General features: G+C 52.0%; 14 protein-coding genes and 3 tRNA genes. 7 read left to right on the forward strand and 10 right to left on the reverse strand.

The window, feature by feature from the left end:
• Positions 1 to 71 precede the first annotated feature (71 nt).
• The 4 genes from L4D19_RS27105 to L4D19_RS27120 are packed head-to-tail and all read right to left on the reverse strand — an operon-like array spanning position 72 to position 2,354.
• Complete coding sequence (locus L4D19_RS27105; RefSeq protein WP_428454980.1) at positions 72 to 476, reverse strand: CBS domain-containing protein; 405 nt, start codon at positions 474 to 476, stop codon at positions 72 to 74.
• The gene (locus L4D19_RS27110) at positions 473 to 823 is read right to left on the reverse strand and encodes a P-II family nitrogen regulator (protein ID WP_160653139.1); all 351 of its coding nucleotides are present in this window, start codon (positions 821 to 823) and stop codon (positions 473 to 475) included. Before L4D19_RS27110 ends, L4D19_RS27105 begins: the two co-directional genes overlap by 4 nt.
• Complete coding sequence (locus L4D19_RS27115) at positions 823 to 1,608, reverse strand: DUF1538 domain-containing protein (protein ID WP_428454981.1); 786 nt, start codon at positions 1,606 to 1,608, stop codon at positions 823 to 825. The genes L4D19_RS27110 and L4D19_RS27115 overlap by 1 nt, the downstream gene beginning before the upstream one ends.
• Positions 1,609 to 1,619: 11 nt before the next feature.
• Positions 1,620 to 2,354 (reverse strand): DUF1538 family protein, encoded by a 735-nt coding sequence (locus L4D19_RS27120; protein ID WP_428454982.1) that lies wholly within the window; start codon positions 2,352 to 2,354, stop codon positions 1,620 to 1,622.
• Between the two features lie 307 nt (positions 2,355 to 2,661).
• On the opposite strand from L4D19_RS27120, the gene L4D19_RS27125 reads away from it, so the two are divergent.
• Positions 2,662 to 3,555 (forward strand): TIGR01777 family oxidoreductase, encoded by an 894-nt coding sequence (locus L4D19_RS27125; protein ID WP_428454983.1) that lies wholly within the window; start codon positions 2,662 to 2,664, stop codon positions 3,553 to 3,555.
• Between the two features lie 68 nt (positions 3,556 to 3,623).
• Here L4D19_RS27125 and L4D19_RS27130 read toward each other — a convergent pair whose 3' ends face one another.
• Together L4D19_RS27130 and L4D19_RS27135 are read right to left on the reverse strand one after the other, a co-directional pair.
• Positions 3,624 to 6,074 carry an ABC transporter permease gene (locus tag L4D19_RS27130; protein WP_428454984.1) on the reverse strand — a complete coding sequence of 817 codons (2,451 nt, stop codon included), beginning with the start codon at positions 6,072 to 6,074 and terminating at the stop codon, positions 3,624 to 3,626.
• Positions 6,071 to 6,745 carry an ABC transporter ATP-binding protein gene (locus L4D19_RS27135; protein WP_428454985.1) on the reverse strand — a complete coding sequence of 225 codons (675 nt, stop codon included), beginning with the start codon at positions 6,743 to 6,745 and terminating at the stop codon, positions 6,071 to 6,073. The genes L4D19_RS27130 and L4D19_RS27135 overlap by 4 nt, the downstream gene beginning before the upstream one ends.
• On the opposite strand from L4D19_RS27135, the gene tesA reads away from it, so the two are divergent.
• The 4 genes from tesA (at position 6,744) to L4D19_RS27155 (ending at position 10,107) form a co-directional block, all read left to right on the forward strand.
• On the forward strand, positions 6,744 to 7,346 hold the full coding sequence (gene tesA / locus L4D19_RS27140; RefSeq protein ID WP_428454986.1) for a multifunctional acyl-CoA thioesterase I/protease I/lysophospholipase L1: 603 nt from the start codon (positions 6,744 to 6,746) through the stop codon (positions 7,344 to 7,346). The genes L4D19_RS27135 and tesA overlap by 2 nt on opposite strands.
• 80 nt (positions 7,347 to 7,426) lie before the next feature.
• Positions 7,427 to 7,705 (forward strand): hypothetical protein, encoded by a 279-nt coding sequence (locus L4D19_RS27145; RefSeq protein ID WP_075763212.1) that lies wholly within the window; start codon positions 7,427 to 7,429, stop codon positions 7,703 to 7,705.
• 220 nt (positions 7,706 to 7,925) lie between these two features.
• Positions 7,926 to 8,753: an SDR family oxidoreductase gene (locus L4D19_RS27150; protein WP_428454987.1), complete on the forward strand. Its 828-nt coding sequence runs from the start codon at positions 7,926 to 7,928 to the stop codon at positions 8,751 to 8,753.
• A gap of 499 nt (positions 8,754 to 9,252) precedes the next feature.
• Complete coding sequence (locus L4D19_RS27155; RefSeq protein ID WP_160653119.1) at positions 9,253 to 10,107, forward strand: co-chaperone YbbN; 855 nt, start codon at positions 9,253 to 9,255, stop codon at positions 10,105 to 10,107.
• A 76-nt stretch (positions 10,108 to 10,183) separates the two neighbouring features.
• Here the strand turns inward: L4D19_RS27155 and cueR are convergent, their stop codons facing one another.
• Positions 10,184 to 10,579, reverse strand: a complete 396-nt coding sequence (gene cueR / locus L4D19_RS27160; protein WP_428454988.1) for a Cu(I)-responsive transcriptional regulator — start codon at positions 10,577 to 10,579, stop codon at positions 10,184 to 10,186.
• Positions 10,580 to 10,799: 220 nt separating this feature from the next.
• On the opposite strand from cueR, the gene L4D19_RS27165 reads away from it, so the two are divergent.
• Together L4D19_RS27165 and L4D19_RS27170 are read left to right on the forward strand one after the other, a co-directional pair.
• Positions 10,800 to 13,715, forward strand: coding sequence for a copper-translocating P-type ATPase (locus tag L4D19_RS27165; RefSeq protein ID WP_428454989.1), 2,916 nt, complete (start codon positions 10,800 to 10,802; stop codon positions 13,713 to 13,715).
• 189 nt (positions 13,716 to 13,904) lie between these two features.
• Complete coding sequence (locus L4D19_RS27170) at positions 13,905 to 14,777, forward strand: TraB/GumN family protein (protein WP_428454990.1); 873 nt, start codon at positions 13,905 to 13,907, stop codon at positions 14,775 to 14,777.
• Between the two features lie 101 nt (positions 14,778 to 14,878).
• Here the strand turns inward: L4D19_RS27170 and L4D19_RS27175 are convergent.
• The 3 genes from L4D19_RS27175 to L4D19_RS27185 all read right to left on the reverse strand — a co-directional run bounded on the left by L4D19_RS27175 (position 14,879) and on the right by L4D19_RS27185 (position 15,506).
• Positions 14,879 to 14,979, reverse strand: a tRNA-Pro gene (locus tag L4D19_RS27175).
• A gap of 216 nt (positions 14,980 to 15,195) precedes the next feature.
• Positions 15,196 to 15,272: transfer RNA gene (locus L4D19_RS27180), tRNA-Pro, on the reverse strand.
• Positions 15,273 to 15,429: 157 nt separating this feature from the next.
• A tRNA-Pro gene (locus L4D19_RS27185) sits at positions 15,430 to 15,506 on the reverse strand.
• Positions 15,507 to 15,510: the final 4 nt, after the last annotated feature.

Consider the following 15,510-nt stretch of genomic DNA (forward strand, 5'->3'; position numbering starts at 1 on the left):
GAGATACTACACCGAACGATTCAACATTTCTAATAGCAGTTGGCCACCGGCAGCTCCCCTTTCTAGAGCCGTTAATCATCCCGCAACATACCGTTAAGCACGATATTGTTATAGCTCACCATGCCGAGTACCTGTCCGTTCTCAATCACCGGCGCCCGGCTGATACCGAAACGCTCAAACAGGCGGGCACAATAACGAACGTCCATGGTCGCACTCACTGACAGTGCTGGCTTGGTCATGATTTCGTAGACATTGGTTCGCTGCGGCGAGCGGTTAATGGCTAACACTTTCTTGGCGATGTCATTCATCAGCACAATGCCGTACTCGTCATCGTCATGCCGCTTGTTGACAATCAGCGCCTTGACCTGACGCTGCTTGGCTATTTCTACCGCCTCGGCGACCGTGATCAGCCCCTCGACGATAGCATAGGTATTCATCATCACATCTCTCACTTTGACCACCTTTTCAGTGCTCATAGCTTATCCTCCACAACCTTGGTCAACGTCTCTACCTGGTGAGCCACGCCTATTGCATCCTCAATATCAAGCTGTACGGCGATCCCCAGCCCGGGACCGGAGTCAAATTCACCGACTTGCTCTATAGTCTCAAGGATCGAGCGAGCCAAATGCTCCTCCACAACCAGCAACAGCACATCACGCTGGACTTCTAGGCTCAGCCCCAAAAAGGTTTTCTTCTTGTGCAGCCCTTCTCCGCGAGCATTGTTGATAACGGTTGCCCCGGTGGCACCGGCCTCGCGAGCCGCATCCAGAACAGCATCCGTTTTTGTATCTTCAACAAAAGCCACTAATAACTTAAATCGCATTAGTCTAACTCCTTACGGCCTTTCCACACCGACAACTGGGCATAGCCCATTACCGTGATCATCGGAAATAAACTGGCAAATGCTATCAATCCAAACCCATCGAGCATCGGATTACGCCCCGGAACCGTAGATGCCAATCCGAGCCCCAGCGCCGCCACTATCGGCACTGTCACCGTTGACGTGGTTACCCCGCCCGAATCGTAGGCAAGCGGAACAATCATCTTGGGGGCAAAATAGGTTTGTACAACCACTACGACATAACCTACCAAAATGTAGTAATGCAGCGGATCCCCGACAACAATTCGGTAGCTACCCAGAGCAATACCGAACGCTACCCCCAGCGCAACTGAAATCCGCAGTCCGTTAACCTTAATCGTACCACCCGATACCTGATTAGCCTTAATCGCCACCGCAATCAGAGACGGTTCGGCCACAGTAGTACTGAATCCGATAGCGGCAGAAAACAAGTACACCCAGTAGTATTCCTCCCAGGGAACCTGCTCCGGTATGGCTTCACCGCTATCAAACAGAAAACCCAGGGCTGTCAGCTGGGCAGCCATCGACTCCCCAAGTGGAAATAGCGCCAGTTCCAGTCCCATTAAAAAAAATGAAAGCCCGAGCACCACATAGACAAAACCCAATACGACCCGGCTCCAGTTGGCGACCGGCCGTCTGAGTACCGCCAACTGAAAACCAAAAATGATGATCACAATCGGCAGCACATCCCGCACTGTTGAACTCAGTGTATCGAAAAAATGAGATAAAACGGACGATAGCTCGATCATGCAACCTTCACTTAATGCACCAGCATGCCGTAACCCATAACAAAAATCATCGGGGTCAGGGAGGCAAAGGCAATCAGCCCAAAACCGTCGACCATCGGGTTTCGACCTTTGATCGACGAAGCGAGACCTACCCCCAGAGCCGTGACCAGAGGGACAGTAATTGTCGATGTTGTCACCCCTCCGGAATCATAGGCAATACCGACAATAGTCTGAGGGGCGAACCAGGTCATAACCATTACCAGCACATAACCACTGATTATCATCCAATGGATTGACCAGCCTTTGAGAATACGGATCACCCCCAGCATAATGGCAATCCCGACAGACAGTGCCACCGTAAGCCGCAGCCCGTTGGCATAGTCATCCATCATTTCGTCATCTTGCGCTATCAGGCCCCCTTCGGCAGCCACTTCAGCTGCCTCGGCGGCAACCGCTGTCAGCGCCGGCTCGGCAACAGTTGTGCCGAAGCCAAGACAGAATGCAAAGATCAGCAACCAGACTACACTGCCTTTACTGGCAAACGACCTGGCCATCGACTCCCCGATAGGAAACAGCCCCATTTCCAATCCGAAGATGAATAAAGTCAGCCCTATGACTACCAGCACCAGACCAAGTAAAATTGCCCCCCAGTCCGGTAAAGGCTGCTGAAGTACCACCAGCTGAAAAAAGCCAATCACCACAATGATCGGCAGCAAATCACGCAGGCTAGACAGCAGTGCCTTAAACATTGCCAGAATCGATGCCATGCTGCCTCCTGTACCACTTTCCCTGTTACTTATACATTACTGGTCATTTACATTTGGAAACAAACTTTATTCCGTAAGTCGAGAAGCTAGGCACATTATTGAATATTCATCATAAAAAACCTTGCATTTATCATGGGCGGAGCAAGATCCGGACAATGGGACACTTCTCTTTTCCCCATTCTGCCAGCTGCTCTCAAGCTGTTGATTGAAGTACTATTCCCTAAATCGTTTATACTTGTAGTGAGTTGAATTCTTTCAGCTAGGTCGTGTTTTGCTCTGATTTTTCGGTAATAGGACAATGGATGGAATGAAGATATTAGTTACTGGTGGTACTGGATTTATCGGAAAAGCACTCCTTCCGCACTTTAACCATGAACATTTAGTGGTACTCAGTCGAAATCCCAACCGTGCCTACCAGCAACTCGGACACCACATCAAAGTCATTACCTGCCTGGACGAATTGCCAGACTTTAATGATATTGATGTTGTTATCAACTTAGCGGGCGAGCCAATTGTCAACAAACGCTGGAGTGACAGGCAAAAAGAGGTGATCTGCCAGAGCCGCTGGGATATCACCCGTAAGCTGGTCGAAAAAATCAAGGCCAGCACTAACCCGCCCCACACCTTTATCAGCGGATCAGCCGTCGGGATCTACGGCGATCAGAAATCAGCAAGTTTTGATGAAAGCCTGGAGGTAAACAACGCCGATTTTGCCCACCTGGTTTGCCGGAAGTGGGAAGAAGAGGCACTTGCTGCCCAGTCGGAAAAGACCCGTGTCTGTCTGCTCCGAACGGGAATCGTTCTGGCCAAGCAAGGTGGTGCGCTGGCGCGTATGCTGCCCGCCTATCAACTAGGCTTAGGCGGACCTATCGGCTCCGGCGAGCAGTATTTTCCCTGGATCCATATGCAAGATATGGTCAAGGGGATCTTGTTTCTGCTCAAGCATCCCGAAGCCAGCGGAGCCTACAATTTTACCGCCCCCAACCCGGTCACCAATAAAGAGTTTAGCCAGACTCTGGCACGTGTACTACATCGCCCCCACATTCTCAAGACGCCGGCATGGTTGCTTAAAATGGGGCTGGGCGAGTCCTCGACGCTGCTACTCGACAGTCAGCGGGCGTTACCGGTTCGCCTACAAGAGCAAGGGTTTCATTTTAGCTTTCCCAAGCTCGAGCACGCGTTAGAAGAGACACTGAGTTAACACCTCAGTCGATGAAACTGATAGAGCCTAGGTTATCAACCCAGGCTCTTGTTTTAGGACGTGTTAACCTAGCCTTTCAGCGGCATTAGCAGACGCTTGATCATTGAGCGGATAATGATCACCACCAGCCCCAGCGATAACAGAGGCAGCATCACCCATAACCACGGATGCCCAACAACCGGCAGCTCAAAGCCCCATTTTAGCAAGGCCGCAACCACAGATTCTGCCCCTGCAGCAGCCATTACCCCGGCAATCAATGCCATGAGACCGTACTCGCCCCACACTGTCGCCGAGATCCGTTTCCGGCTCGCACCCAGTGTCCTGTAGAGCTTAATTTCCTGTTCGCGCTGTGACAGGCTGAGCCTTAGCAAGGTCAGCACCAACAATAAACCGCTACTAACCCCGAGTACCGCCAACACGGAAAGTGACAGAGAGACCTGCTGCAAGATAGCTTGGATACGAGTAGCCATAGTTCTCAGATCAAGCAGGGTCACAGTCGGGTAGTCTCGCCCCAACTGGTTGATCAACGCGTTCTGATCAGCTTCAATCCTGTAGCTAACCAACCAGGTCGCAGGCAGATCCGCCATAACATCCGGGGTAAAGATAAAATAGAAGTTCGGCCGCATATTACGCCACTCAACCTGACGAATACTGGTCACCACAGCGCTAAACGGCTGGCTGCTGACATTGAAGGTCAGCTCATCCCCCAAACGGATCCCCAACCGATCTGCAATCCCTGATTCTACGGACACCCCACGGCTATCAGTCCATTCCCCTTCAAGCAACGTATTATGTACTGGTAAGGTGTCACGCCAGGTAAAGTTAAGCTCTCGCCGGAGCGATTCATCCCGCTCTTCCCCCTGACTAGTCACCGCCAGCAGGTCTTGCTGATTAATCTCGATCAGGCGACCGCGGATCACCGGGTAACTCTCAGAGCGCTCCACCTGATTACGGTCCAGCTCATCCAGGTACGCTTGTTGCTGCTCAGGGCTAATATTCAATGCGAAGACGTTGGGTGCATCTGCCGGCAAGGTTTGTTGCCAGTCTGCCAGCAAGTCGCTTCTCAGCAGCCAAATCACCGCCAGCAACATCAGCGAGCTGGTCAAGGCCGCCAGCTGCGCCCCGGTTGCCAGCGGGCTTCGGCTGATCCGGCTCAGTGCCAGCTTAATCGCCGCGCCCCATTTTCCGCGCCGGAGCAAAGCAACCACCAATAATCCCAGCAGCGCCAGGATCCCCAGCAAGGCTGCCAGTCCGGCCAGTGTCAGCCACATAAACTTGTTGCTACCAAACCATATCAGGGCCGCAACCACAGGCAACAGCACCAGGGCATAGCCCTGACGTTTAAACGGCCAGTCGACCTGCTGTTGGATCACCGAAATAGCCGGCGCATCTACCAGCCGCAACAAAGAAATCCCCAGGCCGGGAATCGCGACCAGCAACGCAACGGCCAGGCTGACAAACACCGGAGTAAAACCAATCTCCGGCAGCGGATCGGGCAGCACATCCGACAGCGGAAGCCGCAACAAAAACTCGAGCAGCCAGCCGATGGAAAGCCCGGCAACGGCGGCAATCGCAAACAGCAGACTTAACTGCCGTGCCAGCCACTGCCACAGCCATCGCTTGCTCGCCCCGAGGCTTTTCATCATCGCAACCGCCTCAATGCGGGTTGAGGTGTAATGCCAGCAAGTCAGCACCAACGTCGCTGTAGCCATCAAAATCACCAGGATCAGTGTCAGGGACAAATACTGCCTGGCTCGCTCGATCATATCTCCGGTTCGTCCCTGCGTGGTCTCGCTGATCCAGCGCTGACCGGGCTGCAGCTCGACAGCCTGCTGCAACTGCCTAAGCTTATCGTCCGGACCGTTAAAATAAGCGCGAAACTGTACTCGGCTTCCCGGCTGTACTGCCCCGGTTTTGGCCAGATCGCTGTTATGAATTAAAACCGCTGGCATCTGGCTGAACGGATTGAAAGAAAGCTCCGGCTCCTGGGTGATCTTCCCGGCTACCGTCAGCTCGGCATCCCCGATGGTAATCGAATCGCCGCGCTGTACCGCCAGCAAGGAGAACAACCGCTCTGCCAACCACAGCTCCCCGGGCTGCACCTGATGACGAACACCTGCGCCTTCCAGCACCAGCTCACCGCGGAGCGGAAAGTCACTGCCGACAGATTTCACGCTAACCAGCTGCATTTCCTGCTCACTAAAGGCCATGGTGCCAAAGCGAGTTTGTTGTGACATCGTCAGCCCCAATGCCTTTGCCTGCTCAAGCAACGGTGGCTCCAGCGGATTGGCCGAGCGAAAGACCAGATCGGCAGCAATCATGGTTCGCCCCTGATCTACCATAATTTTCTCAACCCGCACCACCAGCGCCGACAGCGCAAAGACACAGGCAATAATCAAAGTTAATGCCACCGCAACCGGCCACAGTTGTCCATGCCACAGCTCACGCCAACTCCATTTCAGCAACAAAGGTTGTTTGCGTGGCCTCGCCACCTGATTCGCCTCACTCAGTTCACTCATGCTGCCTCCAAACTTCCGCCCTGGATCCGTAAGGTACGATCACAGCGTTGCGCCAGTTGCGGATCATGGGTCACCAGCACCAGGGTGGTGCCATGATCACGATTGAGAGCAAACAGCAGGTCAATCACCGTGGCGGCAGTATGCTGATCGAGGTTGCCGGTCGGCTCATCGGCGAACAAGACCTGAGGACGAGTCATAAATGCCCTCGCCAGTGCCACCCGCTGCTGCTCACCGCCCGAGAGCTGTGACGGCAGGTGACTCTCCCGCCCTTCAAGCCCTACCTGAGACAGCAATTCTGCCGCGCGAAGCTCATCCCCGTCCTGTCCTTTGATGATTGCCGGTAGCATCACATTCTCCAGCGCGCTGAGCGACGGAATAAGCAAAAAACTCTGAAATACAAAACCTATCGAATCACTACGCAGTGCAGCTCTGGCTTCGTCGTCAAGTCGGGACAAAGGCCTGCCGAGTAATTCGATTTCCCCCGCCGTCGGCACATCCAGTCCCGCCAGTAACGTCATCAGGGTAGACTTGCCGGCACCGGAGACGCCAACTAACGCAATTGCCTCTCCTTGCTCGACCTCAAGGGAAACATCCTGCAAAATGGTGAGCGACGATGATGCCGTCGTCACCTGTTTGGATACAGATACAGCCTTAATCACGGAAGTTGACATGATGCGATTCCTTTCAGTTTTATTGTTCGTTGTTTTCTCGCTAAACGCCTACAGCAACACTTTGCTGGTAGTCGGTGACAGTCTAAGTGCCGGGTACCAAATGCGTGCTGAACAGAGCTGGCCGGTTCTGATGGAGCCGGTACTGGCGCAACAGGGACACTCGATAAACGTTGTAAATGCCAGCATTTCTGGCGATACCACAGGCAATGGCCTGGCGCGGCTGCCTAAATTATTACAACAACATAACCCAGATTACGTCATTATCGAGCTCGGTGCGAATGATGGCCTGCGCGGTTTCTCTCCCTCTACTATACGCAATAACCTCGGCCAAATGATCACCCAGATCCATGACGGCGGGGCAACAGCGCTGCTAATGCAAATCCACGTACCGCCCAACTACGGCAAACGCTACAGCGAAATCTTCAGTAATATATATCCCCAGTTGAGCAAACAATACAATGCGCCGCTACTGCCTTTTTTCCTCGAAAAAATCATTCTCAAGCAAGATTGGATGATGGAAGACGGCCTGCATCCCAAGCCGGATGCCCAACCATGGATAGCCCAGTTTATGGCATCTGAACTTACTCCGTATCTTCATTAAAAAGTTTGAAATTTTATTGCTGTACATTTTTATTGACTAAGCTTCTTACTGTTTACTAACAAGAAAGTAAGTGAGTGGATATGTTGAAGGGAAATAGCTTAATTTTTGCAGCCATCGCGGTTGCTTTTGGCATCAGTGGTTGTCAAAGCGCCGATCCGGGTACCTACGGACTGTATAAAGACTACCGTTTGCAATCAGACAACAAAGCCTACGCCATTGGCACCAATAAAATCGCCGGTGCGGCCTGGGGAGCCCGAGATATTCAGGAAGCGCAGAAGCTTGCCATCGAGACCTGTGTCAAGCTGGGCGGAAAAAACTGCAATATCGTTGATATCAACGGCTCATCAGTCGCGAACTAAAGCATTCAGCACCCAGCAACTAAGGGGTGAACAATGATCACGCGCTCAAATCCAAAATGAACAGCCAGGTAGCAGCCCCTGGCTGTTCTTTTTTATACAACCCAAATAACCTCAAGATACTTTTTCAGCGAGAATTACTTGATTTCTAGACTAGGCATCGAGGGGATGAACCTTTATTCTCGATACCATATCATCCGGGACAAGCGCAAAAGGAACAAGAATGAAAGAGACCATCCTGATCACCGGTTGCAGCAGCGGCATAGGCCGATTCTGTGCTGAACAGCTCCACAAGGCCGGCTATACCGTTGTTGCCAGTTGCAGGAACCCGGATGATGTTGCAGCCCTTCGGCAGCAGGGATTGAACTGTATCCAACTTGATCTCGACGATACCGAATCCATTCATCAAGGTATCAAAGCTTGCCTGGCGATAACGGGAGGGCGCATCGATGTGTTGTTCAACAATGCCGCCTATGGCCAGCCCGGCGCCCTCGAAGACCTACCGACACAAGCCCTGCGACAACAGTTCGAAACCAACTTATTCGGCTGGCACGAACTTACCCAGGCCGTGATTCCGATCATGCTCGAACAAGGCAGCGGAAAAATCGTTCAGAATAGCTCGGTTCTCGGGCTGGTCGCAATGAAATACCGCGGGGCCTACAATGCCAGCAAGTTTGCCCTCGAGGGTTATACCGACACCCTACGCCTCGAATTACAAGATACGCCACTTTATGTCAGCCTGATCGAGCCAGGTCCTATCGAAAGTCATTTCAGGGAGAATGCCAAACTCAAGTTCGAGCAGCACATTGACATGGCAGCCTCCCGCCACCATGTCAGTTACCAGCAAACCCTCGACAGACTGGGCAAGTCATCACCATCAAGCAAGTTCACCTTGGCACCAGACGCAGTTTTGAGTCCCCTGCAGGCAATCATAGACAGCGAACGCCCCAAGCCTCGTTACTATGTCACCCAGCCAACCCATATTTTTGGATTCCTGCGCCGGATCCTGCCTGTCACCTGGCTGGATCAGCTGCTAAGCAAAAGTAATTAAAGAAAAACCAGTCTATATACCGGCAACGTCGATAAAACGGCTTCGATATGTCGGTATTTGCTCCTTTCCTACTTTGAAATATGAAATAAAACACACCTATCATTGATCAAAAAAGCCACGATTCAGCCACCTCAAATAGCTAAAACATTGCTTAGCGCCCTAAATTGAAGAAATTGGCCAAAAAAAACAACTAACGTAATATTTGTGTCATATTAAATCGTTATCTTAGCCAGGTAAGTTGAAAGAGGCCCTAGCAGAGCCTATTCATCGCCTTGAAATACCAGAATAGATAACCAGGTTCCGTCATGACATTGCGTCAAATTAATATTCTCTGTGTCTGTGTGACACTTGCCCTATTGTTGACATTACAACCCTAAAAAGGAGAGCGCGGCTCTCCTTTTTTATTGCCTGCCTGTCGCGATAAAAATAATACCTCTTGATTTTTCAGCCATTAACCCCATAAATAACTACAGAGGCCACTAAAATAAAGAGCAGCAACATGTATGAAAAACTAGCGATCGAACTTAACGAGCAGAATCTGCAGCAGGTTATCGAACAATCTATGCAGACGCCGGTTGTGATCAGTTTCTGGGCACCATCGATGCCTGAAACCGCAGAAGTTAACAACATCTTAGAAAAAATCGCAGCGCAATATCAGGGGCAGCTTGTCCTTGCGACGTTAGACTGCGAAAGCCAGCAGATGGTTGCAGCTCAATTTGGTGTTCGCGGTTTGCCAACCGTTGCATTGTTCAAAAATGGTCAGCCGGCAGACGGTGCCGCCGGCCCACAGACTGAAGAAAGCCTGCGTACCATGCTGAGCAAACACCTGCCAAGCCAGGAGGAGCTTCAGCTAAAACAAGCACTGGTGCAGGTCGACAGCCAGCAATACGACCAGGCCCTGCCTGTTCTGCGTGAACTGTCAGCCCATTTCGGTCAAAACAGCATTATTTCTCTGGCTATTGCCGAGTGCCTAGTTGAAACCTCGCAATACGACGAGGCAGAAACGCTGTTGGATACCATTCCGATGCAGGATCAGGATGCCAAGTATAAAAGCCTGATCGCCAAACTCGAGTTGCACAGACAAGCCAGTGACTCACCAGAAATCCGCCATCTTGAAGAGCAGCTTGCTGCCGCTCCGGAAAATACCCAGATAGCCTACGAGCTGGCTGTCCAGTACAGCCAGGTAGACCGCTCGCAAGATGCTCTGGAGCTGCTGATTAACATTCTGCGTAAAGACATGAACTTTGCCGACGGCAATGCGAAAAAGAGCATGATGGATATCCTATCGGCGCTGGGTCAGGGTAATGCCATTGCCAGCCAGTACCGCCGCCAGCTTTATTCGCTACTGTACTGATCGCAAAGAAACAACGCTTCACACCACAAAGCCGCGATAATCATCGCGGCTTTGCCATATCTACCCAAGCTACCGTTTATTTAGTGTGCTGGCACAATCCCTCGATGATCGGGCAGCGGGCGCTGTCGTTGCCAGGGCATTGCTTAGTCAACGCCTCAAGGGTGGTTTTCATCTCTATCAGCTCGGCGATTTTATCGTCAATCTCAGTAAGCTTTTGCTCGGCCTTGGCCTTCACATCTGCACTTCGCCGTTGGGGATCCCGCGAAAACTCCAGTAACTCACGACACTCGTCCAAGGTAAACCCGACCAGTCTGGAGCGGCGGATCAGCTGCAATTCATTGATATTATTCTGGCTATAACTGCGATAACCGTTACTTGCCCGTGACGGCACCGTAATGATCCCTTTGTCTTCGTAGAATCGAATCGTTTTGGCGGTCAGCCCGGTCTGTTTGGCAACATCACTAATATTCACATTTCATCCTTACAGTTTCTGGAAGGTTATAGTTCTATTATTCAGCCATTTCTCAGGCAAAATCAAGCTCTGGTACAGTCGCTCAATCAAGGGGCCACATCAAAGTCAAATAGCCTTTGACATTCCACTTGATGGAAGGTTTATTCTCAGGGCATCATGAAATGAAATGACGAAATAGACCGTCTGTGGTTACCGTCTGCTCACCGCTAAGGAAAAACACATGACTGAATTTACCCTCCCGCTAGGCAAGGTTCGTTGCATGAACTGTGCGGGAAAAATCAAGGCATCCTTAACCGCCCTGCCCGGCATTGAATCTGCCGATGTTGATACCCGGCGAGCAATTGTTCGCGGTGACACCGAACTTCTCCCTCTTATCAGTGCGATCACAGCACTGGGTTACGAAGCCGGTTACACGCACTCGCTGCCTTTAGCCGGCCTGTCATGTGGCAAATGCGTAAAAAAAGTCGAATCTGAGTTTGCCGCCAACCCGCAAATTGCAGATTTCACCGTCAGCAAAACAGAGGCAAGAGTTACCGGTGCCATCACCGAGCAGGCCTTAACGACTGTGATCGAGAACCTCGGCTACCAGGTTGTTGAGCGCCAGCATCATACCCTGCAGCTAAGTGGCCTTAGCTGCGGCAAATGTGTGGCTAAAGTGAACAAGGCACTGGACACACACCCGCAGATCACTGCGCACGAGGTAAGCAAAACACAGGCTGAGATCACCACCTATACCGATGCACAGACACTCATTAATATTATTCAGGAACTTGGATTCTCGGCAACACTGGCCCAGGCTGACGATAAATTGAGAACAGAGCCAGGTGAAAAATCAGAGACACCAGCAGATACAACAGTACCTGTTGCCAACAACACACATGCTCCGGCCAATGAGGGTAACACCGCTCAGTTGCTGCTTTCAGGCATGACCTGTGCCAGTTGCGTAGCCTCTGTTGAAAAAGCTATTCTCGCCGTTCCCGGTGTCGACAAGGCCAATGTAAACCTCGCTGAAAGAACGGCGCTTGTTTCGGGGCAGGCACCGTTTGAGAACGTCATTTCAGCAGTGATTATAGCGATCAATGATGCCGGTTATGGTGCAGAGCATAGCGAGGATGAACAAAGCCGCCGTCTGCGGCAACAACAGCAAAACGAACAAACCTTCCGACGACACCTGCGCAATGCCTTTATTGCCCTCGGCGCCGGGATCCCAATGATGGCCTGGGGGGTCTTTGGCGGCAGCATGATGATCACATCCACCACCAGCCAAATCAGCTGGGGGCTCGTCGGCCTGCTGACATTCTTCCTGTTGTTTACCATCGGACGACATTTCTATATCAACAGCTGGAAGGCCTTCAAGCACCACCGCGCCACCATGGACACCCTCGTCGCCCTCGGCACGGGTTCTGCCTGGCTCTATTCAATGCTAGTCGTCATCATGCCGGATATCTTCCCGATGCAGGCCCGGCATGTGTATTTCGAGGCATCTGCAATGATCCTCGGCCTCATCACCCTAGGCCACGCCCTCGAAGCCAGAGCCCGGAGCCGCACCTCGAAAGCCCTTGAGCAACTGATTGATCTGCAGCCTCAGACAGCCATTGTCGTGAGCCAAGAAGGTGAGCAGGAAGTGCCTCTTGCAGAAGTACAAACCGGCATGTTGCTACGCCTGTACCCCGGTGCCAAAGTGCCAGTCGATGGCACCATCGAAAGCGGCCAGAGCTATCTCGACGAATCCATGCTGACCGGCGAACCGCTCCCGGCCAACAAACAACAAGGCGACAAACTTCACGCCGGTACCATTAACCAGGACGGCAGCCTACTGTTTCGTGCCGAGCAAATTGGTAACGACACCATGCTGGCGCGAATTATCAGCCTGGTCCGTCAGGCCCAGAGCAGTAAACCCGCTCTTGCCCGCCTGGCAGATACCATCTCGGCGATTTTTGTCCCCGCAGTGATGATCATCGCCATCTTAACGGCCATGATTTGGTATTACTTTGGTCCGGCTCCATCCTCTATTTATATGCTGGTCACAGCAACTACGGTGCTGATCATTGCCTGCCCGTGTGCATTAGGGCTAGCGACACCAATGTCGGTAACCGTCGGGGTTGGCAGAGCCGCAGAATACGGTGTGCTGATCCGCGATGCCGAAGCGATGCAGGTTGCAGCCGGTATCGATACGGTGGTACTCGATAAAACCGGTACATTGACAGAAGGCAAGCCTCAGGTCATCGACTGTCGCAGCTACGGCACCAGCGAAGATCGCCTGCTTGCCCTGTCAGCCAGTCTTGAGCAGGGCTCCGAACACCCGCTTGCCAAGGCGATCGTCAATGCTGCCACAACTCGTGAGCTACCTCTCTCAGCCCAGTCTGAATTCAAGGCAATGCCCGGCTTTGGCGTTATCGGGATTGTCGAAGGACACCAGCTAGCACTCGGCAACCAAAAGTTGATGACGAAAAACAACGTAGGAATTGGTCAGGCAGATGTTGATGCCGAAGCTATTGCCAGCCAGGGGGCAACCCCTATCTATGTAGCCATCGACAATCAGCTGGCAGGTATTTTGGGCGTCAGCGATCCGCTGAGGGCAGATTCCGTCGCTGCTATCAACCGACTGAGAAAAATGAAACTTGATGTAGTTATGTTGACCGGTGATACGGAAACCACCGCCAGGGCAATTGCTCGCCAAGCAGGTATAGATACGGTGATCGCCGGCGTATTGCCTGACGGCAAGGCGGCGAAAATTGCCGAGCTTCAACAACAAGGCAAACGCGTTGCTATGGTCGGTGACGGGATCAATGATGCCCCGGCGTTGGCGCAAGCCGAAGTCGGTATTGCGATGGGCAGTGGTAGCGACGTGGCCATTGAAAGTGCCCAGTTGACACTGATCCGCCACTCCCTGCACGGAGTCGCCGATGCACTGCAGCTATCAGCTGCAACCTTAAAAAACATGAAGCAGAACCTGTTCGGCGCATTCGTCTACAACACCCTGGGGATCCCTGTTGCCGCAGGCATACTGTTCCCGTTGACAGGCACCTTGCTCAGTCCGGTTATTGCCGGAGCTGCGATGGCATTATCCTCCATCACTGTTGTCAGCAATGCTAACCGGCTACGGCTATTCAAACCCGACCATCAGGAGAACTAATATGATTGCACTTATCGGCTTGGCTGCCATCGCGTTTATTGTCTGGTGGTTCTGGTTGCACCCCGCCACCAAGAGCTAGCGGCTGGATTTTATCGGCCTATCCCGCATCCACTATCTCTACTGTTAGCCATAATTACAGATAACTGATATAACCCAATCAGTTATCTGTCTCATTTCGCTACGGTGATCATGTTTAAATCTATTTTATCCAAGGCGCTGCTCTTACTGCCTTTTATAACGACCAGTGCAATCGCTGAACCCTTGGTCTGGCTGGCCAAGGATTCACAGCGTCAGTTTGTTCTTTTAGGCTCAATTCATGCCGGGGAACAAGATTTCTACCCATTGCCTCAGGCATTTCTCGACTACTGGCCCGAAGCTGACGGCCTGGTTGTCGAGGCAAACATTCTTAAATCCAGTGATGTCACTATCAACAGGGACATTCCGACCTCAGATACCCTGCTCGACAACAACGACAAGGAAATACTGTCAGATATTGCCAAGCAGGCAAAACTCCCCTACCTGTCACTGATTCATAGCCCGCCCTGGCTGGCAGCCATGAACCTGCAAATGGCCATGGTATCTCAGGCAGGCCTGAGCCCGCTCCAAGGTGTTGATGTCGTCCTGCTTCAAAGGGCGCATGAGCAGCAGCTACCCATTCTGGAACTCGAAAGCGTCAGCCAGCAAGTGGCCCTTATGGAGAATTTGCCTGATTATGGCGAAGACCTCCTGCTCAGCACTATTCGTGAATGGAGTGCAATGCAAACGGAGCTCAATTGCCTTGTCTCGGCGTGGAAAGCAGGCGATCTCCAACACCAGTTGTCCTTGATGGAAGAAAGCCAGTATTCAGACGAAACCGAAGAGAAACTGATTTTCGAGCGCAACCGTGACTGGGCAAATCAGCTGACTAACAAGGCAGGTTACCAACAGGGTACTTACCTTGTCGTTGTCGGGGCGATGCACATGCTTGGTAAACAAGGGTTACCAGCGCTATTGGAAAAGCAGGGCTTTACTCTCAAGCGGCTGACAGAGGGTGAAGAGTCCCAATGTGAATTAGGAGGTTAGGCGCTTGGGATGCACTACCAAACTGCGCTATTCACCACCAATAAATAGATGCAAAAAAGCCCGGCTACGCGCCCCGGTCAAATGACGAGGCTTTAGAAGAGTGGTCGGTGAAGAGCCAATTCAAGGTCCCAATCAAGGTCTTAGGGAACCCCCGACCCTCTGGTCCCAAACCAGATGCGCTACCAAACTGCGCTATTCACCACCAATAAACAGATACAAAAAAGCCCGGCTACGCGCCCCGGTCAAATGACGAGGCTTTAGAATAGTGGTCGGTGAAGAGCCAATTCAAGGTCTTAGAGAACCCCCGACCCTCTGGTCCGCTATTCCAAAGAGCTTGGGATGCGCTACCAAACTGCACTATTCACCATCAATAAACAGATACAAAAAAGCCCCGTCAAATGACGAGGCTTTAGAAAAGTGGTCGGTGAAGAGGGATTCGAACCCCCGACCCTCTGGTCCCAAACCAGATGCGCTACCAAGCTGCGCTATTCACCGACTAAATTGGCTTTTGGTGTACCCCGCCGAGGGTCGCCCTCTGGTCCGCTATTCCAAAAAATCAGGATGCTCTTCCAAGGTGCGCTATTCACCGACTGTATATATTTRACATCGTATCCGATGATATCTGCCCGGATATACCCGACAGATTGAAGAGTGGTCGGTGAAGAGGGATTCGAACCCCCGACCCTCTGGTCCCAAACCAGATGCGCTACCAAGCTGCGCTATTCACCGACTA

The organism is Photobacterium kasasachensis (assembly GCF_050336885.1).
Classification (GTDB): Bacteria; Pseudomonadota; Gammaproteobacteria; order Enterobacterales; family Vibrionaceae; genus Photobacterium; species Photobacterium kasasachensis.